Source organism: Pedobacter cryoconitis (genome assembly GCF_014207135.1).
GTDB lineage: Bacteria > Bacteroidota > Bacteroidia > Sphingobacteriales > Sphingobacteriaceae > Pedobacter > Pedobacter cryoconitis_D.
Map to the genome: position 1 here is coordinate 361,423 of NZ_JACHCC010000004.1, position 18,949 is coordinate 380,371.

An 18,949-nucleotide genomic window follows, 5' to 3' on the forward strand; every position below is an offset into this window, starting at 1 on the left:
CATGAATAAATACCATTATCTAATTATCCTGTTAAGTTTGACGGCGTTTCTCGGTTGCGAGAGACGCCCAAACGTACAGGGTAATGGAGAAGCATTTTTGCAGGGTATCTGGAATCAGGATAGCATTACGAATTCGGCTAAACTGATGAATTATACCCAGCATAAGCTCAAGTTTACCTGTGACTCCTTTTATGTTGACCTGACTACCCATTCAAAGGTTAATTATTATGAAGATCCCTGCTATAATAATGGGGTCTGGAAAGAGTATGCAAAAGGAGTATACCAGGTAAGAAAAGACAGTTTGTTTTTGGAAGGCACTTATACAAAAGCTAATTACAAACAAAAGGTATCAGGTTGTTATACTGTCGGTATATACAGAAAAAGCTTTATTATCAAATCGGCTGATGCAACTCATCTTTCTTTACAAAGTTTAAGTGACCAGCGTGATGTTAATCTTGTACTTAAGCAAAAAATAACCTGTGTACCTCAAGAATTATAAATAGAAAAAAATGATTTCAGTAATTAAACTAAAAAAAGTTTGTGTAGCAGTGGCACTGATCGCTTATCTGCCATTAAATGCAGCAGCCTGGGGACAAACAGGGCATAGAATTGTCGGTCAGATTGCCGACTACTATTTAACTGCCAAAGCCCGAAAAGCAGTGAAAAATGTTTTAGGAGACGAGACTATGGCCATCGCAAGTAACTGGCCGGATTTTATCAAATCGGATTCTACATACAATTATCTGACTAGCTGGCATTATGTGAATATTCCGGGTGGCCTGGATCAAAGCGGTGTATTTAACTTTCTGGATACCGATAAGCAAGCTAATGTGTACAATAAGATCCCGGAGATGATCGCGGTTCTGAAGAACAAACAAAGTACTGCTGATCAGCAAAGAATGGCTATGCGTATGCTGATTCATATGGTTGGTGATCTTCATCAGCCGATGCATACTGCAAGAAAAGAAGATTTGGGTGGTAATAAGGTATATGTGACCTGGTTTGGTCAGAAATCAAATCTTCACCGCGTATGGGATGAGGAGTTAATTGACAGACAACAATTGAGCTATACTGAATATGCTGAGGCAATTAATCACCCGACTAAGGAGCAATTCACCAAATGGAGTCATGATTCTCTGAAAGAGACTGTTTATGAATCTTATCAGGCATGTAATAAAATATACGATCAGACTAAGGCGGATGATAAATTAAGCTATCGTTACAATTTTGATTTTATTGATTTATTGAACCAGCAATTGCTAAAAGGCGGCGTACGTCTGGCTCAGATTATTAATGATATTTATTCGTAGATGAAGATACTCATGGTTTGTCTGGGTAACATTTGTCGATCTCCTCTTGCAGAGGGGGTTGTCAGACAATTGATAGCCAAAGAAAATCTGGATTGGGAAGTGGCTTCGGCCGGAACAGGAGACTGGCATGTTGGCCAGCCGGCAGACAGAAGGAGTATCGCCGTTGCCAGACATCATGGATATGATATTTCTGCACAAAGGGCCCGGCTTTTTCAGCAAAGACATTTTGAGGAGTTTGACCATATCCTGGTGATGGATAAGAGTAATCTGAGAAATGTTTTAAATCTCGCTTTGACCGAAGAACAACGTCAAAAAGTTGCGCTGTTCTTAAAAGACGGGCAAGAAGTCACGGATCCTTATTTTGATGACAAATTATTTAATCCTGTTTTTCTGACTATAGAAGACAGAGCAAAAGAACTAATCGTTGAATTGATTCATAGTAGAAAGTAAAACCAATGAAGTTATATCAGTTATTATTAGGCTGTAAACCAGCTGGCCGCAATATTGAGCAGCATGATGTCTTTTTTGGTGTAGGTAATAGCCTGAAAGATCTTATCCCTGAGATTTTGAATTTCTGGCCTGAAGCCAACGGAAAGATACATATTGACGCCTGGAGAGAAGTTACCCATGTAGAAGGTTTCCATGTACAGGTGGCCGAAAGATCTTTGGCATCACAACCGGTTGCCATGTTTTTCCTTAACCTGGGTGGATATAAAGCAGATGAATTCAGTGAACTGCATTACCAGATGCTTTTAATCGGAAAGGATAAGGCTGAAGTTACCGGAAGAGCTAAAGACTCTGCATTTTTTAAGCATACAGGGTTTGAAGGAGCACCTTCTCACATTGACGATAAGTATGGAGTTGATGTGGATGATATATTTGAGATTGACGATGTTTTACCTGCAGGATTTAAAGATCAATTCAGCATTTTAATATCCAGGTCTGAGGGACAGGTGGAGGATGAAATTCATCTGGGATATCTTCCTTTACAGAAATTATAGCATAAAAAGATCCGGAGATAACCTCCGGATCTTTTTTGTTAATTAGATGCCGAATTCCTTATCCAGATACTCTGTAACCTTTTCAATGGCACTATCTATAGTGTCACTCAGAATGGTGATAAAAGATCCCGATTTTGCGGTAGCGACAAGGAACCGCAGACAATCAGATGAATCATTATTGATAATGATTTCCATGTTGGGTTTGACCTCTTTAATACCAGCAATCAATATATCTATGATTTCCTGCTGCTGACGACCGCGGAGATATTTTTCCTGACAAATGATAATTTTATCAAACATCTGGGCTGAGATACGGGCTGTCTCCTTGATATCTTCATCACGTCTGTCTCCTGTTCCCGAGATGACACCTACATGTTCGGTAGCTTCTATAGTCTTGAGATAATCTTTAATTCCGTTGAACCCATTGGTGTTATGTGCAAAATCAACAAGGATTTTAAACTCCTTGAATTTGAAGATGTTCATCCTCCCGGGTGTCTGGGCCGCCGAAGGAATAAAGGTTTCAAGTGACATGCGGATATCTTCAATTTTGTATCCCCACAGGAAAGTGGAAAGTGTTGCAGCCAATACATTCTGAATCATAAAATCTACGCTGCCACCAAAGGTCAGTGGAATATGGGTAACCTTATCTACTCTTATTTTCCAGTCACCTTTTTTAATGGTGATATATCCATTTTCATAGATTGCAGCTGAACCGCCCTTTTTACAGTGCTCCACGATAACCGGATTGTTCTCATCCATGCTAAAGTAGGCTATCTTACAATCTGCGGTTTCAGCTATTTTTACGCAATATTTATTGTCTGCGTTTAATACAGCCCAGCCATCTCTTTTAACAGCGCCGATAACAACTGCTTTTACGCGGGCTAAATCCGATAGGTTATGGATATCAGAAATTCCCAGATGGTCTTCCTGTATATTGGTTACTACACCAATATCGCAACGTTTAAAGCCAAGTCCTGCTCTCAGGATTCCACCTCTTGCAGTTTCTAACACGGCGAATTCTACTGTGGGGTCCCTGAGAATAAATTCGGCACTCACAGGCCCCGTAGTGTCTCCCTTCATTAACATGGTATTCTGTACGTAAATACCATCAGATGTGGTAAAACCTACTCTGGTACCATTGCTTTTAACAATGTGGGCAATCAGTCTGGTTGTCGTTGTTTTTCCATTTGTTCCGGTTACGGCGATAATTGGTATCCTGGTAGATTTGCCGGGAGGGTACAACATGTCGATAACCGGGGCGGCTACATTTCTTGGCAGGCCTTCACTTGGAGCCAGGTGCATACGGAAGCCAGGTGCTGCATTAACTTCCAGCACTACGCCACCATTTTCTGTTAAAGGCTGCGTCAGGTTCTGCGCCATTACATCAATTCCACAAATATCCAATCCGATGATTCTGGATATTCGCTCGCTGATAAATATATTCTGAGGATGTACAAGATCTGTAACGTCAATTGAAGTTCCGCCAGTACTCAGGTTTGCCGTTGATTTAAGATAGACAAGCTCTCCGTTAGGTACAACCGTTTCCAGGGTATAATCCTTTTTAGATAAAAGGTCGAGGGTGTCCCGGTCAACTAAGATTTCAGTTAAGACATTCTCATGTCCATATCCACGTCTTGGATCTTCATTTTCTTTATCAATTAATTCCTGAACGGTGGAAATTCCATTTCCGGTTACATGGGCAGGTACACGCAGCGCGGCTGCGACCATCTTGTTGTCAATGACTAAGATTCTGAAATCATATCCGGTGATAAAACTTTCGATGATTATCCTTCTGGAATATTGTTTGGCGTAATCAAAAGCAAGTCTGGCGGCTTCTGGTGTTTTTACATTGATCGATGCACCTTTGCCGTGATTACCATCAAGAGGTTTGAATACCAAAGGGAAGCCTACACTTTCAATGGCATGGTCCAGTTCTTCGAGACTGGATATTGTCACTCCTTTGGCTACAGGTATGGCCGAATCTTTTAAAATCCGCTTGGTTTCATCTTTATTACCAGCGATATCTACAGCAATACTGTTTGTCTTTTCTGTCATCGTAGCCCGGAACCGGACCTGATTTTTACCATATCCCAACTGGATTAAAGAACTTTTATTCAGTCTGATCCAGGGAATGTCTCTGGAGATAGCCTCATCTACAATAGAGGCTGTACTTGGACCCAGACGCTCCATCTGTCTTAGTTCCCTTAACCGGTGAATATCAAATTCCAGATCATAATCGATATTGTCAATCAGCGCCTCTGCAATTTTAACACTGGCTTCGGCCGCATAAATACCTGCTTTTTCTTCCAGGTAACTGAATACCACATTATAAATACCGTCAATTTTGGTTTGTCTGGTCCTTCCGTATCCAGTGTCCATACCTGCAAGAGTTTGTATTTCAAGGGCGATATGTTCGATGACATGGCCCATCCATGTTCCTTCTTTGATACGGGCGAAAAAACCGCCTGGTTCACCTTTTGAGCATCTGTGCGTAAATAAACTAGGAATCATTTTTTCCAGACGATCACCAAACCCATCAATTAAATTTGTAGGACGTTGTTCCATATCCTCCAGATCTAATCTCATCTGTATTAGTTTTTTTCTGTTGACCGACCAGATATTTGGTCCTCTTAGCACTTGAATGCCGAGTATTTTCATATATATTAATTATTGTGTGTTTATTATCTTTAATCGTACGGGAGCAGTTTCCTGTGTTCTGTTGATGATGCTGTCGGATTCTAATCGGGCATCCGTTTGTATTTCATCAATTTTATATCGTCAGTAAAGTCATTTCTGGATAGTTTTCCGGTATTGTCTAATTGGGTTTTTGTAATTAAAAAACGCTGTTAAACGGGAGCATTAATATATAAATATTTTTTGGCAAAATAACATAGGGCATCAGACCCAAAATATTTAGTATATAAGCGTGGATAAATTTAATCAAAGAATTGGATTATAATGGAATAATTGTTGTTTGCACACAGATTCTTGATGAAATATGGTAATATTTAAAGTAATGAGTATATATTTGAAATTTTAGGATCAGAAAACAAATAAAATGGCTCCAAAAGGTAAATTAATTATTATTGGTGGTGCAATCAATACCGGAAGTTTTACGGAGACACAATTCGGTCTCCCTCAGAATATGAATTTTTTTGAAAGGGGTATTTTAAAACGTATTACTGTCGAATCTTTGAAAGATACTGCTTCTCGTTTTGAGATCATTACAACGGCATCCCTGGTTCCTGAAAAAGTTGGTGAAGAATATATAAAAGCCTTTGCACAGCTTGATGTGCATGATGTAGGTGTACTGAATATTGCTAACAGAGAACAAGCTAATGACCCGGTAAACTGCGAACGGGTTAAGGCAGCAGATGTTTTGATATTTACAGGGGGGGACCAGTTGAGGTTGTCTTCAATTTTCGGAGGGACTGCGATACATGAGCTTTTGCTGGATAAATATCAGAACGAAGAAATAGTAATTGCAGGTACATCGGCAGGTGCTGCAGCGAGTTCAAAAAATATGATATACCAGGGGAATAGTAAAGACGCCCTGTTAAAAGGAGAAGTTAAAATTACCGCTGGACTGGGTTTTATAGACGGAGTTATCGTTGATACGCATTTTGTACAGCGGGGACGTATAGGAAGGCTTCTGTACGCTACGGCAAGTAGCCCGGGCATACTGGGAATTGGTCTGGGAGAAGATACTGGCTTATATATCTCGAATGGAAATACCATGGAGGCTATAGGGTCGGGAATGGTCATCCTTGTGGATGGAAGAAGTATGTCAGATACTAACCTGACCGATGTGGAAATGGGGCAGCCTGTTTCTATTAAAAATATGATTGTACACGTGATGTGCGATGGAGATATTTATGACCTTACGGCACATCAGCTAACCATTCATCACCCAAAAGTTATACCTACAGTATAAAACAAACATGAAGTTAATTATTCACGGAGGTTTTTTCAGCGAATCTGCCACTAATCAGGAAACTAAAAAGGCAAAGCAGGATGCGCTGTCTGAAATTGCTACACTTTCTCATATCTATTTAACAACGCATACAGCAATTGAAACAGTGGCTTATGCCGTTGGTCTGTTAGAGGATAATATACTTTTTAATGCCGGATTAGGGTCTCAGATTCAAAGTGATGGCCAGGTAAGGTTGAGTGCCTCTATTATGGATGGGAAAACACAGAAATTTGCCGGGGTAATCAATATCCAGGATGTGCAGAACCCCATTCAGGTTGCCTCATTACTGTTAAACTATGAGGACAGTGTCTTAAGTGGCGATGGAGCGATAGATTTTGCGCGGAAAAACGGGCATGCCTGGTTTAATCCAGTCACTCCTCAGCGGGAAGCTGAGTATCAGGCAAAACTTAATCAGCAAAACAATAAAGGAACTGTTGGTTGTGTCGCGCTTGATGCGGCAGGAAATCTGGCTGCGGGAACTTCTACGGGAGGTAAGGGCTTTGAAATTCCATGCAGGGTTAGTGATTCGGCAACAGTGGCCGGGAACTTTTCAAATAACCACGCCGGTATTTCATGTACCGGAGTTGGAGAAGATATCGTCAGCGTAGCCTTATCCGCCAGGATTGTCACGCGTGTTACAGATGGATTTACTTTAAAAGAGGCCTGTGATAAGTCTTTCAGCGAACTTAAAGCTATAAATGGTTTCGCGGGTGTAATTGGTATCACTGCAGACGGAGAAATTTATCATACAGATTCCCATCCTTATATGGTCTGGGCTTCTTTTGATGTTAGTTTACAGGTGTTTAACTAAAATATATATATATTTGTAAAATGTATAAACTCTGTTTCGCTTTGTTCTGCCTGATTGTTTCAGGTTCGGCAAAGGCACAAACAAATTCTTTTGTTCAGCAGGAACCTTTATCAAGCAATGGTTCCATTACGATCGCTGTATCCGGAGCAGACGGTGATTTTTATTTTGAACAAGCTGAGAAGAATGAAAAAAGCGGGGATCTAAACGATGCATTGACCTTTTTCGGGAAGGCTGCGTTCGAATATAATAATTCTAAGAATTTCTCGCGTTATGGCGCTTCCCTCCTGAGATTAAGTAATGTTCATTATTTATTAGAGCATTATGCAGAAGCGGAGCAGGTAACTTTAAACGTTGCACTCAAAACCTATTCCCGTTTTGGCAACCGTTCCGGTCAGATGGCTTCTTACAATCAGTTAGGGAAGATCTATCTGGCAGCAAACAAGCTGACGCAGTCTATGTGGTTTTTTACACAGCAGGGAATCCTGGCCAGACAAGTCAATAATAACTCATCTTATATTGACTCAATTCTGGGCCTCGCGCTGGTTAAAATCAGAAAAAAAGAATATTCACTAGCCTTGAAAGATGTTAACCGTGCCGAATTATTTGCCAAAACATCAAAAATTAATCAGTTCAATGGGCAGTTTAAGCAAGTGAGGACTTCAATTGCGGAAAAAAAGAGTGCTTTAAAATAAATTATATACGAATTGGCTGATCTGAAAAGACACTGTTTATGTGCGTTTTAGCATGTATTTTAATCGTTATGAAAGATCGGTTTATTCAATATTTAGTTATATTTGGTAAAGATTACAGAAAAGAGACAGTATAATGCTGTCTCTTTTCTGTTTATTTGAGAAATTGGTATCATATTGGTTGTTATTGTAAAAATGGATTTTAAATTATTTAAAGAGATGTTGAAAAGAATATTACTGATCACCTTCACAGCAGCTGTACTTGCCTGCCAGGCCGCTCCAAAACCACAACAATTGGTTGAAGGGATCCCTAATATTAAGCCTGATGAGCAGCAGAGTTTGGTATGTAAGGAAATAGTAGCCCTTATAGAAAACTATAACTATAAGAAATTAACAGTCAATGATTCCATTTCTTCCCTGATACTGGATAAGTACATTAAGGCACTGGACCCGTACAGAAGTTATTTCCTGGCTTCGGATATCAAAGATTTTGAGCAATTCAGGTATACACTTGATGATGCTTTCAGAGTTGGTGATCTGAGTGCGCCATTTTATATTTTCAATGTCTACTCTAAAAGATATAATGAAACCCTTAATTATGCAATTGCACATATTAAAGACAAGTATGACTTCAATCAGAACGATACTTATGTGTTTGACAGAGCAAAAATGCCATGGGTAACTTCTACTTCGACCTTAAATGAAATATGGAAAAAGAGGGTTAAATATGAATTAATCAATTTAAAGATTGCAGGGACGCCTGAGGCTAAAAATTTAGAAACCCTGACTAAAAGATACCAGAATCTTAAATCTCAATCATCGAAACTGAATAATCAGGATGTATTTCAGATGATTATGGATGCTTTTACAGAAACTATTGATCCGCATACCAATTATTTCAATCCGGCTAAGGCGGTTCAGTTTAATGAAGATATGGCACGTTCCTTTGAGGGAATCGGAGCACGTCTGCAATTGGAAAATGATGTCTTGAAAATTTCTGAAATTATTCCTGGCGGACCAGCTTTTAAAAGTAAACAGCTGAATTCAGGTGACCGAATTGTTGCTGTTGCGCAGGCAACCGGTGATTTTGAAGATATTATCGGATGGAGAATTGATAATTCTGTAGCTAAAATAAAAGGTCCTAAAGGAACTAAAGTAAGATTGAAAATTATCCCGGTAGGTCATGATATGTCTTCCAAACCAATCATTGTTGAAATGGTAAGAGAGAAGATTGTCATGGAAGATCAGTCTGCCAAGAAAGAAGTTAAAACAATCCAGTCCAATGGCCAGTCTTATAAAATAGGAATTATTAGTGTCCCTGCTTTTTACGCCGATTTTAAAGCTGCAAATGCCGGAGATCCTAATTATAAGAGCACCACACGTGATGTGAAATTATTAATTGATACTTTGAAAAACAAAGATAAGGTGGATGCCATTGTAATGGATCTGAGAGCAAACGGAGGGGGATCTCTGCTGGAAGCTATTGATCTGACCGGATTGTTTATAGATAAAGGACCGGTTGTTCAGGTTAAAGATCTGAAAGGTAATATAGAGGTAAGCAGTGATGAGCATCCTGGTGTTGCCTGGAGTGGCCCGTTTGGCGTAATGGTAGATCGTCTGAGTGCTTCGGCTTCTGAGATTTTCGCCGGAGCTATACAGGATTATGGTAGAGGAGTGATTATCGGTACACAGACTTATGGAAAAGGTACGGTACAATCGTCTATAGATCTGAATAAACTGATTAACCCTTCTATTTTACAACGTCTGGCAAGTCTGGTTCAGAAAGGTAATCCAGGTTCTGGTCTAACCATTAAAGGAGGAAAAGGAGATACACCTCAGTTAGGACAGATCAATTTAACCATGGCTAAGTTTTATCGTGTAAACGGGAGCAGTACACAGCATAAAGGAGTAATGCCGGATATTACACTTCCATCGTTCTATCCAATGGATAAAATAGGAGAAGATACAGAACCTTCGGCCTTACCATGGGATGAGGTTCAGCGATCTAATTTTGTGCCTGTAGCTAATTTATCAGGTGTTAAACCAGAACTAATTAAATTACATGATGCAAGAATGGAAAAATCTTTGGACTATAAATTCCTGATTGATGGTATTGCAGAAATGAAGAAACGTGATCTGGAAACATCAGTTACACTCAATGAGACGAAGCTGAAGGCAGAGCGGGACAGCCTTGAGGCCAAGTCACTGGAAAAGACAAATAAACTCAGAGCAGCAAGAGGTTTGCCGGCAGTTAAAAAAGGAGATAAAGTTAAAAAGGGAGAGGATTTCGATTTCTTCCAGGATGAGAGTTTAAGAGTAATGGCTGATTTCATTCAACTGAAGAAATAAAACAGTTTATAATCCAATAAAAAAGCCTGAAGCATATGCTTCAGGCTTTTTTATTGGATTATAATTCGCTAAGGTTTTTTGGGTTTCTGAAACTGCATAGACATCATTTCCTTCATAGTTTTGTTCATACCTTCTGTAGAACCATCAAGGAAAATCACATTGCCATCACTATTCTCCGCAAAATGTTTGATAGATTCTGTCCACATGGTAAATAGAATAACTGAAATATCCAGGTTTGCCTGTTCCATTTCCTGAGCGGCTTTGGTCATACCGTGCGCAACCTCTGCCCTGAACAGTGCTATACCTTGTCCGCGTAACTGCGCAGCTTCACGTTCAGCAGCTGCGGCAATTTTAATAGCATTTCCATCAGCCTCTGCACCTTTGGTTTTAGTAATCAATAATGCCTGTCCTTCATTTTCTGCCGCGGCCTTCAGATTATTCGAAGCTACCACTCTGCTCATTGAGCGCATGATTTCATCATCAAATGTGATATCATTCAATTGAAGATCCTGCAGGTGATAACCCCATGATTCCAGTACGATGTCAATTTGCTCCTTGACATGCATTACAATCTCATTTCGCTGTGCAAGAACGTTGGCCTGGTTTTGTGTAGCTACATAAGCTCTGATAGAGCCCTCGATGGTACGAATCAGTGCCTGCATTAAGTTGGTTGCATCCACGAATTTGAAAGCTACATTTTTAATAGTTTCTTCATCGTGATTAAGCACTGAATATAATAACATGGCCTTAAAATATACATTGGCCTGATCCTGCGTGACTGCCTGAAAGGAAAGTTCCACCGAACGGTTCTGGATTGAAATCCGGGAATGAATAACTTCCACTAGCGGAATTTTAAAATTTAGTCCCGGCCTTAACTGGCGCTGATACTTTCCGAAGATCGTGACAACAGCAATGGTACCTTGTTTTACTGTGACAAAAGAGCTCATCAATACCACAATGGCAATAAATAAAATGATATACACGGCGTAATTCATGATTAATAATTTAAAAAGTTAAACTTTTTCAAGATACGCAATAACTATCATATGCAAATATTCTGGTGCTTAAACACTCCGGGCACAGATATTGCACAGCAAGATTAGAATTAACTTAATCATCATGAACGTAAAAAGAATTTTTGGTACAATCTTAACTATCCTTGGCATCATCGGTCTGATCTATGCAGGTGTTGGGTTTGTAAAACATACAATGATGACACGTGAACTATTAGTTTCCGCAGTAATCAGTATAATATTCTTTATCTCAGGTATAGGGCTGATTAAAAACACGAAGGATGAGGCTTAATTTTAATCCTTCATCCGGATCTTCTGATCAGTAAACTTTAGATTATGGCCGGGGAAATCAGCAGCTGTTAAAGAAATTATTTTTTTGAATGCAGTTTGTGCAGTATCTATTGTAAGGCGGTGAACTTTATCTTGTTTAACCGAAATTACATCAGCATACAGAAAGTCTCCCTTGCCATTGATCTTAACCTGTAAAAGCGGCGCAAAACCATTCGGGCCTTTTAAACTGAACATACCGTAGGTACAGAAATTGCCCAGGCTGTAGGCAATAAATTTATTTTTATAAACTTCTACTGCACGGGTAACATGCGGGCCCTGTCCTAAAACAATATCTGCCCCGGCATCTACGACTGCATGTGCAAAAGCATAGACGTTTCCCCGGTTTTCCTGGTAGAAGATCTCATTGGCTCGGGTTACGTGCTCAAATCTGGCCCCTTCGCCACCACCATGGAAAGAAACAATCACAATATCTACCTGTTTCTTAAGAAAAGATACCAGCTGTCTGGCACTGTCAATATTATTAATGGAAACCGTACCTTCATTAGGAGCAAAAGCACAAAACCCATATTTTACGCTATCTTTTTCAAAAATAGTATAAGGATGAGAGGTTAGGCCGGCATACTGGATACCCAGTGAATCGAGGATTGCTGCACTGCGTTTCCTTCCTTTCCAGCCAAAATCACCTACATGATTATTCGCTACACTTAACAGGTTAAAACCCGCCTCCTTATAAATTCCTGCATAACGCTCAGGCATCCTGAAGGCGAAACAGCTGTTGCCAATCGTGTCTTTACATTTTGTGGATTTTCCCTGGTTCAAAAAACATCCCTCCAGGTTTCCAAAAACAATATCCCCTTTTAAATAGGGCAGAACATTTTTGAAACTACCTCTGGCGTCATCTGCTGGAAGATTGGATTTCGAAGGATAGGCTGAACCCAGCATCAAATCACCCACGGCGACGATTGAAAGCGTATCCTTTTTAGCTTTTAAGATAGTATCTCTCTGAGTAATCTGATGGGCGGCAAGTTTGCTGTTGCCGGTACAGCTTAAAAGGACAAGGCTGACCATTACAGTCAGGAGCATAAAGCTGATTAGTTTAACGCGCATATTTTTATTCATAAAAAAATCCATCTAAAGTACTTTAGATGGATCAGATGTCTTTTTTAATAAGATAGGATTATTCTTCAATCAAATCTTTTTTAGCCGATTCAAGGATTCTGCCACCCTTATAAAAGAAGCGTGAATAATACGGCTCGTTCAGGTTACTGATTACAACCCCTCTTGAAGAAGATGCATGAGCAAAACGATTGTCGCCTAAATAAATACCTATATGTGTAATTTTTGTACTTCTGATTTTGAAGAAAACTAAATCTCCTTCTCTTAGTTCGTCTTTAGGCAGTGGATTAACCATGCTGAAGATGTCCCGGGAATTTCTTAACAACGTAGTGTTGAAAACTTTATCGTAAATAGCTTTTGTAAAAGCAGAACAATCAATTCCTTTCTTGGTATTCCCTCCGAAACGGTAAGGGGTTCCAATCCATTCGTAGATAAATTTGTAGAGTTTTACGTTTGATGTTGCGTCTACTGCGACGCCCATAACCTGTGAAAAATATTGGGAAGCTAAGTTGTCAGGATCCTCTAATTTATTGGTTTCTTTTGTTTTAGTTTGTGCGTTTAAAGCAGTTACGCTGCACAAAGCAATAAGGGCAGAAAACAAAAATTTTTTTATCATGTTACACTGTTAAGTTTGGGTAAAAGGTACTTGCACTTAAACGTACACCACAAGGGGCTTATTGTCAGGTTGTCAAAACTATGTAAATTAGATATGTTATCCAAATGTAATTTGTGGAAATATGTGAGTTATTAACATTTTACGGTCAAGGATCATGTTCATTTTACACTATTCCTTCGATATATTACAATAAAAAAGTAGATTTGCTCTCATAAATAAAAATCAATAGCCAAAAATGAGTGCAGTAGAAATTAATAAGGATACCTATCTGAAGTGGTTTGAGTCGATGCTACTAATGCGTAAATTCGAAGAGAAAACTGGTCAACTTTACGGACAACAGAAAATCCGTGGTTTTTGTCATCTATATATCGGCCAGGAGGCAGTAGTTGCCGGAGCGATTTCTGCTTTAAATCCTGAAGATTCTATGATTACTGCTTATCGTGATCACGCTCATGCTTTGGCGAAAGGTGTAAGTGCAAACAGTATAATGGCAGAAATGTACGGTAAAGCTACCGGATGTTCCAAAGGTAAAGGTGGTTCAATGCACATGTTTAGCAAAGAACATAACTTTTATGGCGGACACGGAATCGTTGGCGGACAGATCCCATTAGGTGCAGGTATTGCATTTGCTGAAAAATATAAAGGAACTAAAAACGTAAATGTTTGCTATATGGGTGATGGTGCTGTTCGTCAGGGCGCACTGAATGAAGCCTTTAATATGGCCATGCTCTGGAAACTTCCGGTAATTTTTGTTTGTGAGAACAATGGTTATGCCATGGGAACATCTGTAGAGCGTACAACCAATATGTTAGATCTATATAAAATCGGTTTAGGATTTGATATGCCATGTGCACCAGTTGATGGTATGGACCCTGTTGCTGTTCACAATGCAATGGACGAAGCTGCTCAGCGTGCCCGTAATGGTGAAGGACCAACGTTTTTAGAAATGAGAACTTACCGCTACCGTGGACATTCTATGTCTGATCCGGCAAAATATCGTACTAAAGACGAATTGGAAGAATATAAAGCTAAAGATCCTATTGAATCAGTAAGAGAAACTATTCTTCAGGAAAAGTATGCTGACCAAGCCTGGATTGAAGAAATTGAAGCTAAAGTGAAACAGATTGTGGATGAATCTGTGAAATTTGCTGAAGAGTCACCATGGCCTGAAGCATCAGAATTATATACTGATGTTTATGTTCAGGCAGACTATCCGTACCAAGATTAATTTTACAACGTATTTCAATTGATATTATAGAATGGCTGAAGTAGTTAAGATGCCCAAAATGAGCGATACCATGACCGAAGGGGTAATGGCGAAGTGGCATAAAAAAGTTGGCGATAAAGTTAAAAGTGGAGATGTTCTGGCAGAAGTGGAAACCGATAAGGCGACCATGGACCTGGAATCCTACTGGGATGGCACCATCCTGTTTATAGGTGTAGAAGAAGGTAAAGCTGTTCCTGTTGATGCAGTAATTGCAGTAATAGGTAAAGAAGGCGAAGATTATAAAGCTGCTCTTGACGCAGAAGGTGCTTCTGCACCTGTTAAAGAAGAGAAGCCTGTTGAAGAAGCTCCAAAAGCTGAGGCAAAAGGTGCTGCAGTAACTGATGCTGACCTAGAAAAATTAGGCGTAACAGTAGTACGTATGCCTTTGTTAAGTGATACCATGACTGAAGGCGTAATCGCTGAATGGCATAAAAAAGTAGGTGATAAGGTTAAAAATGATGATATCCTTGCAGATGTAGAAACCGATAAGGCAACTATGGAAGTAATGGGTTATGCGGAAGGAACTTTATTACATATCGGTGTTGAAAAAGGTGCTGCGGCGAAAGTAAATGGTATTATTGCGATAGTTGGTCCTGAAGGAACTGATATCAGTGGTATCTTAAATCAGGGTGATGCTCCGGCAAAACCAGTAGCTGACCAGTCGGCTGCCCCTGTAAAAGAAGCTGCTGCGGCTCCGGTAGTATCACACGAAAATACTGAAAGTCACCAGGCTGATGGCGGCCGTTTAAAAGCATCGCCACTGGCTAAAAGAATTGCAAAAGAAAAAGGGATTGACTTGGCACAGGTTGCTGGAAGTGCTGATGGTGGACGTATCATTAAAAAAGATATTGAAAACTTTAAGCCTGCTGCAGCTAAAACTGCAGAAGCTGCTGCTGTTCCGGCTGAGAAATCAGCACCGGTTCTTGCACAATATATAGGTGAAGAGAAATATACTGAGAAACCGGTATCGCAAATGCGTAAAGTGATTGCGAAACGTTTAAGTGAAAGTTTGTTTACAGCACCGCATTTCTATCTGACGATGAGTATTGATATGGATGCTGCTATGGCTGCCCGTACAAAAATGAACGAATTCTCAGCAGTTAAATTATCTTTCAACGATTTAGTGATCAAAGCTGTGGCTGTAGCCTTGAAACAGCATCCAAACGTGAATTCTTCATGGTTGGGCGATAAGATCCGCTATAATGAGCACGTGAATATCGGCGTTGCCATTGCAGTTGAAGATGGATTGCTGGTTCCGGTAGTTCGTTTTGCAGATGGAAAATCATTATCCCGTATCTCTGCTGAAGTTAAAGATTTCGCACAACGTGCAAAAGCTAAAAAACTACAGCCTTCGGATTGGGAAGGATCAACATTTACTGTTTCTAACTTAGGTATGTTTGGTATAGAAGAATTTACTGCCATTATTAACACTCCGGATTCTTGTATCCTGGCTGTTGGTGGAATTTCACAGGTACCAGTTGTTAAAAACGGAGCTGTTGTTCCTGGAAACGTAATGAAAGTTACTTTGAGCTGTGATCACCGTACGGTTGATGGCGCTACAGGTGCTGCATTCCTGCAAACATTTAAAGCATTATTAGAAGAACCAGTAAGATTATTGGTTTAATAATTCCCGAATATTTAAAAAGCTGCTCCGGCAGCTTTTTTTATGCCCTTTAGTTTTTGTACTTTTTGTACTTTTGCCCCCATGTCAAACATTAAACCGTCTTTAGCAAAAGGAACCCGTGATTTTTCACCTCAGGAAATGGTGAAACGTAATTATATTTTTGATACTATTAAAAAGGTATTTAAGAAATATGGCTATGCCGAAATACAGACGCCTGCGATGGAAAATCTATCTACCCTGACTGGTAAATACGGTGACGAAGGTGATAAGCTGATTTTCAAAATATTAAATTCAGGGGATTACCTTTCTAAAGCTAAACCTGAACATCTTGCTGCATTGAATTCTAATGCGCTGATTTCTTCAATCAGTGAAAAAGCATTACGTTATGATCTGACAGTTCCCTTTGCAAGGTATGTAGTGATGCACCAGAACGAGATTTCTCTTCCGTTCAAACGTTTCCAGATCCAACCTGTCTGGAGAGCAGACAGACCACAAAAAGGCCGTTACCGTGAATTTTATCAGTGTGATGTGGATGTGGTAGGTTCAGAAAGTCTGTTAAATGAGGCAGAATTTGTTTTGATCTATCAGGAGGCACTCTGTAATTTAGGAATGACTGATTTTACGATCAAGATCAATAACCGTAAAATCCTTTCCGGGATTGCCGAAATTATCGGTAAACCAGAGTTGATTATAGATATGACCGTTGCTATCGATAAACTGGATAAAATTGGTTTTGAAGGTGTAACAAAGGAACTGCTGGAGAGAGGATTTACCGAAGATGATATTGTCAGATTAAAACCGGTTATTTTGCTGGAGGGTACGAACGAAGCAAAACTGGAAAGACTAAAAGAAGTTCTTTCTGATTCTGTTGTCGGACTAAAGGGGATAGCAGAAATAGAAACTGTATTTACCTATGTTCAGGGATTATTGAAAAACAGCGACCTGAAACAACCGGATCTGGAACTGGATATAACGCTGGCACGCGGACTGAACTATTATACGGGTTGTATATTCGAAGTGAAGACCAATGAAGCAGCTATGGGAAGTATTTGCGGTGGTGGCCGTTATGATGACCTGACCGGGATGTTCGGTTTGAAAGGCTTGACCGGAGTAGGGATTTCTTTTGGGGCAGACCGTATTTATGACGTTTTACAGGAGCTGAACCTGTTCCCGGAATCGGCAGCGGCGGGTACGAAAGTACTGATCAGCAATTTCGATGAAGAAGCAGAGCTTTATGCTTTACCTCTGTTACAGCAGTTACGCGATGCTGATATCGCTGCAGAGTTATATCCATCTGCGGCAAAATTGAAGAAACAAATGAGTTATGCCGACGCTAAATCTATTCCTTATGTGATTCTGATTGGCAGTGATGAGCTGCAAAGCGGAGTTTTAACTTTAAAAAATATGCATTCAGGTGAACAGCAGAAGCTAACCGCCTCTGCCATTATTGAATTGCTTCAGCAAGAAATATTAGCCAGTTAGTTGGCTAATATTTCATCAAAAAACAGCAACATGTGTTTCCATGATCTTTTAGCAGCCAGTTCATTATAGGCGGCGCCTTTTGAATTGTCATTACCAGCATCACGGTCAGTAAATGCATGTACGGCATTGGCATATTCAATCATTTGCCAGTCGGCTTTAGCTGTTCTCATTTCCTGCTGGAAAGCCAGTACCTGTTCTGCAGTCATCGAAGGATCATCCGCACCATGTAAAATCAATAATTTAGGTTTAATCGGAACCGTGGCTCTCTCTCCTGCATACTGAGCCAGGCCACCGTGAATAGAAACCACGCCCCTCACCGGGAAATTGGCTCTTGCAGCTTCAATGGCACCTGTACCGCCAAAACAGTAGCCGATGATGATAATTCTGGAGGGATCTGCACCTGCTTTAATCAGCTGCGCTAAGGCCAGTTTAATCCGCTGGTGATAAGCTTCGACATTCTTTTTATAATAACCGGATTGCTGACCGGCTTCTTTCGCGTCTTTTGGATAATGGCCTTCTCCATAAATATCAGCTATAAAAGCATAATAGCCTAGTTTACTTAATTTAACTGCGGCTTCTTTTGCGTTGTTATCAATTCCTTTCCAGGCAGGCAGGATTAAAATACCCGCTTTTTTCAGGTTTGTTTTAACCGGAGTAACAGAAAGACCTTTGAGCTGCTGTGCGCCGTCTTTATAGGAAACCGGTTTGAGTTGAGCGTAAGTGCCGATAGCCAGAAGTGTAAGCATAATAGTGAATGATGTTTTCATAATCAAATGATGTTTTGTTTAAGGTCCAGGGTGTGCCGCCATATATAAACGTAGATTTTCAAATGCTGTTTCGCTGATTTTGTTTCTCAGAAAACCGGTCCACCCCAATAACAGCCCAGTTAATCCAAGTGCTTGTTTTGACCATTTGTAGAAACTGAAATCATCCTCGTGCTGGATAATTTTTCCATTTTCAAAAACGAATGATGCCTTGATCTTATTGACGACCTTTTTTCCTGTCAGAGAAAAGGTGTAATGTGCTATCCATTCTGCACTGCCCATTTCTCCTCCCACTTCCACGTGATCGTATTCTATGCGCATATCTTTGCCTTTTTTAATCAGCATTTCCCACATCTTACGCACTTGATTAGCATTTAATGATTTAAATACAGCATCACTGAAGGTGGCGTCATCAGCATAACAAGCTTGCATACCTTTGATGTCCTTGTTTTTAAAACAAGTATAAAAATGATGAATCAAACTTTCGTTGGTTTCCATTTAAGGTTTGGTTTACACTAATATAAGTATAATTCTGTAGCGCAAATCAGCAGGTGAAAAAATGATTCTCTGTAAAATGTTAATTAGTGGAAAACTAATTACAATGAAGATGAAACCTTTTTAAGTTATTTATGTCTTATAAATA

The 18,949-nt window shown here is 39.9% G+C and carries 18 protein-coding genes; 12 read left to right on the plus strand and 6 right to left on the minus strand.

All coding sequences use genetic code 11. The features are described from left to right. Position 1: 1 nt before the first annotated feature. The 4 genes from HDF25_RS09235 to HDF25_RS09250 are packed head-to-tail and all read left to right on the plus strand — an operon-like array spanning position 2 to position 2,311. Entirely contained in the window at positions 2-499 is a 498-nt protein-coding gene (locus HDF25_RS09235; protein WP_260409347.1) for a fumarate hydratase, read from the plus strand. A gap of 10 nt (positions 500-509) precedes the next feature. Next, positions 510-1,310, plus strand: a complete 801-nt coding sequence (locus HDF25_RS09240; protein ID WP_184624454.1) for a S1/P1 nuclease — start codon at positions 510-512, stop codon at positions 1,308-1,310. Continuing rightward, entirely contained in the window at positions 1,311-1,760 is a 450-nt protein-coding gene (locus tag HDF25_RS09245) for a low molecular weight protein-tyrosine-phosphatase (RefSeq protein ID WP_184624455.1), read from the plus strand. Positions 1,761-1,765: 5 nt separating this feature from the next. Further along, on the plus strand, positions 1,766-2,311 hold the full coding sequence (locus HDF25_RS09250) for a DUF1543 domain-containing protein (RefSeq protein WP_184624456.1): 546 nt from the start codon (positions 1,766-1,768) through the stop codon (positions 2,309-2,311). Positions 2,312-2,353: 42 nt separating this feature from the next. Here HDF25_RS09250 and cphA read toward each other — a convergent pair whose 3' ends face one another. Continuing rightward, positions 2,354-4,969, minus strand: a complete 2,616-nt coding sequence (gene cphA / locus HDF25_RS09255) for a cyanophycin synthetase (protein ID WP_184624457.1) — start codon at positions 4,967-4,969, stop codon at positions 2,354-2,356. A 400-nt stretch (positions 4,970-5,369) separates the two neighbouring features. On the opposite strand from cphA, the gene HDF25_RS09260 reads away from it, so the two are divergent. From HDF25_RS09260 to HDF25_RS09275, 4 genes are all read left to right on the plus strand, one after another. Then, positions 5,370-6,245 carry a cyanophycinase gene (locus HDF25_RS09260; protein ID WP_184624458.1) on the plus strand — a complete coding sequence of 292 codons (876 nt, stop codon included), beginning with the start codon at positions 5,370-5,372 and terminating at the stop codon, positions 6,243-6,245. Between the two features lie 7 nt (positions 6,246-6,252). Continuing rightward, positions 6,253-7,095, plus strand: a complete 843-nt coding sequence (locus HDF25_RS09265; RefSeq protein ID WP_184624459.1) for an isoaspartyl peptidase/L-asparaginase — start codon at positions 6,253-6,255, stop codon at positions 7,093-7,095. A 20-nt stretch (positions 7,096-7,115) separates the two neighbouring features. Beyond that, positions 7,116-7,787, plus strand: coding sequence for a hypothetical protein (locus HDF25_RS09270; RefSeq protein ID WP_184624460.1), 672 nt, complete (start codon positions 7,116-7,118; stop codon positions 7,785-7,787). A gap of 216 nt (positions 7,788-8,003) precedes the next feature. Then, a complete protein-coding gene (locus HDF25_RS09275) occupies positions 8,004-10,133 on the plus strand; it encodes a carboxy terminal-processing peptidase (protein WP_317618196.1) in 2,130 nt (709 codons plus the stop codon). Positions 10,134-10,201: 68 nt separating this feature from the next. Here the strand turns inward: HDF25_RS09275 and HDF25_RS09280 are convergent, their stop codons facing one another. Beyond that, on the minus strand, positions 10,202-11,128 hold the full coding sequence (locus HDF25_RS09280) for an SPFH domain-containing protein (protein WP_184624462.1): 927 nt from the start codon (positions 11,126-11,128) through the stop codon (positions 10,202-10,204). A gap of 124 nt (positions 11,129-11,252) precedes the next feature. Here HDF25_RS09280 and HDF25_RS09285 point away from each other — a divergent pair, with 124 nt between their 5' ends. Beyond that, positions 11,253-11,438 carry a hypothetical protein gene (locus HDF25_RS09285; RefSeq protein ID WP_184624463.1) on the plus strand — a complete coding sequence of 62 codons (186 nt, stop codon included), beginning with the start codon at positions 11,253-11,255 and terminating at the stop codon, positions 11,436-11,438. A gap of 2 nt (positions 11,439-11,440) precedes the next feature. Here the strand turns inward: HDF25_RS09285 and HDF25_RS09290 are convergent, their stop codons facing one another. Together HDF25_RS09290 and HDF25_RS09295 are read right to left on the minus strand one after the other, a co-directional pair. After that, the gene (locus tag HDF25_RS09290; protein WP_184624464.1) at positions 11,441-12,544 is read right to left on the minus strand and encodes a CapA family protein; all 1,104 of its coding nucleotides are present in this window, start codon (positions 12,542-12,544) and stop codon (positions 11,441-11,443) included. Positions 12,545-12,614: 70 nt separating this feature from the next. Next, positions 12,615-13,169, minus strand: a complete 555-nt coding sequence (locus HDF25_RS09295) for a C40 family peptidase (protein ID WP_184624465.1) — start codon at positions 13,167-13,169, stop codon at positions 12,615-12,617. A 235-nt stretch (positions 13,170-13,404) separates the two neighbouring features. Between HDF25_RS09295 and pdhA the strand changes: the two genes are divergently transcribed. The 3 genes from pdhA (at position 13,405) to hisS (ending at position 17,542) form a co-directional block, all read left to right on the plus strand. Further along, the gene (pdhA, locus tag HDF25_RS09300) at positions 13,405-14,397 is read left to right on the plus strand and encodes a pyruvate dehydrogenase (acetyl-transferring) E1 component subunit alpha (RefSeq protein ID WP_184624466.1); all 993 of its coding nucleotides are present in this window, start codon (positions 13,405-13,407) and stop codon (positions 14,395-14,397) included. A 31-nt stretch (positions 14,398-14,428) separates the two neighbouring features. Then, entirely contained in the window at positions 14,429-16,060 is a 1,632-nt protein-coding gene (locus HDF25_RS09305; protein WP_184624467.1) for a pyruvate dehydrogenase complex dihydrolipoamide acetyltransferase, read from the plus strand. An 81-nt stretch (positions 16,061-16,141) separates the two neighbouring features. Continuing rightward, positions 16,142-17,542, plus strand: a complete 1,401-nt coding sequence (hisS, locus tag HDF25_RS09310; RefSeq protein WP_184624468.1) for a histidine--tRNA ligase — start codon at positions 16,142-16,144, stop codon at positions 17,540-17,542. Here hisS and HDF25_RS09315 read toward each other — a convergent pair. Together HDF25_RS09315 and HDF25_RS09320 are read right to left on the minus strand one after the other, a co-directional pair. Further along, complete coding sequence (locus HDF25_RS09315; protein WP_184624469.1) at positions 17,539-18,309, minus strand: dienelactone hydrolase family protein; 771 nt, start codon at positions 18,307-18,309, stop codon at positions 17,539-17,541. The two genes, hisS and HDF25_RS09315, sit on opposite strands and share 4 nt — an antisense overlap. 18 nt (positions 18,310-18,327) lie before the next feature. After that, a complete protein-coding gene (locus HDF25_RS09320) occupies positions 18,328-18,804 on the minus strand; it encodes a nuclear transport factor 2 family protein (protein ID WP_184624470.1) in 477 nt (158 codons plus the stop codon). Positions 18,805-18,949 lie beyond the last annotated feature (145 nt).

Excerpts from the sequence above, each read along its gene's own strand:
- HDF25_RS09245 (WP_184624455.1), top strand. The coding sequence starts at position 1,311 with ATGAAGATACTCATGGTTTGTCTGGGTAACATTTGTCGATCTCCTCTT.
- hisS (WP_184624468.1), top strand. The coding sequence starts at position 16,142 with ATGTCAAACATTAAACCGTCTTTAGCAAAAGGAACCCGTGATTTTTCA.
- HDF25_RS09235 (WP_260409347.1), top strand. The coding sequence starts at position 2 with ATGAATAAATACCATTATCTAATTATCCTGTTAAGTTTGACGGCGTTT.
- HDF25_RS09305 (WP_184624467.1), top strand. The coding sequence starts at position 14,429 with ATGGCTGAAGTAGTTAAGATGCCCAAAATGAGCGATACCATGACCGAA.
- HDF25_RS09270 (WP_184624460.1), top strand. The coding sequence starts at position 7,116 with ATGTATAAACTCTGTTTCGCTTTGTTCTGCCTGATTGTTTCAGGTTCG.
- HDF25_RS09280 (WP_184624462.1), bottom strand. The coding sequence starts at position 11,128 with ATGAATTACGCCGTGTATATCATTTTATTTATTGCCATTGTGGTATTG.
- HDF25_RS09260 (WP_184624458.1), top strand. The coding sequence starts at position 5,370 with ATGGCTCCAAAAGGTAAATTAATTATTATTGGTGGTGCAATCAATACC.
- HDF25_RS09295 (WP_184624465.1), bottom strand. The coding sequence starts at position 13,169 with ATGATAAAAAAATTTTTGTTTTCTGCCCTTATTGCTTTGTGCAGCGTA.
- cphA (WP_184624457.1), bottom strand. The coding sequence starts at position 4,969 with ATGAAAATACTCGGCATTCAAGTGCTAAGAGGACCAAATATCTGGTCG.
- HDF25_RS09320 (WP_184624470.1), bottom strand. The coding sequence starts at position 18,804 with ATGGAAACCAACGAAAGTTTGATTCATCATTTTTATACTTGTTTTAAA.
- HDF25_RS09250 (WP_184624456.1), top strand. The coding sequence starts at position 1,766 with ATGAAGTTATATCAGTTATTATTAGGCTGTAAACCAGCTGGCCGCAAT.
- HDF25_RS09240 (WP_184624454.1), top strand. The coding sequence starts at position 510 with ATGATTTCAGTAATTAAACTAAAAAAAGTTTGTGTAGCAGTGGCACTG.
- HDF25_RS09290 (WP_184624464.1), bottom strand. The coding sequence starts at position 12,544 with ATGCGCGTTAAACTAATCAGCTTTATGCTCCTGACTGTAATGGTCAGC.
- HDF25_RS09275 (WP_317618196.1), top strand. The coding sequence starts at position 8,004 with ATGTTGAAAAGAATATTACTGATCACCTTCACAGCAGCTGTACTTGCC.
- pdhA (WP_184624466.1), top strand. The coding sequence starts at position 13,405 with ATGAGTGCAGTAGAAATTAATAAGGATACCTATCTGAAGTGGTTTGAG.
- HDF25_RS09315 (WP_184624469.1), bottom strand. The coding sequence starts at position 18,309 with ATGAAAACATCATTCACTATTATGCTTACACTTCTGGCTATCGGCACT.
- HDF25_RS09265 (WP_184624459.1), top strand. The coding sequence starts at position 6,253 with ATGAAGTTAATTATTCACGGAGGTTTTTTCAGCGAATCTGCCACTAAT.
- HDF25_RS09285 (WP_184624463.1), top strand. The coding sequence starts at position 11,253 with ATGAACGTAAAAAGAATTTTTGGTACAATCTTAACTATCCTTGGCATC.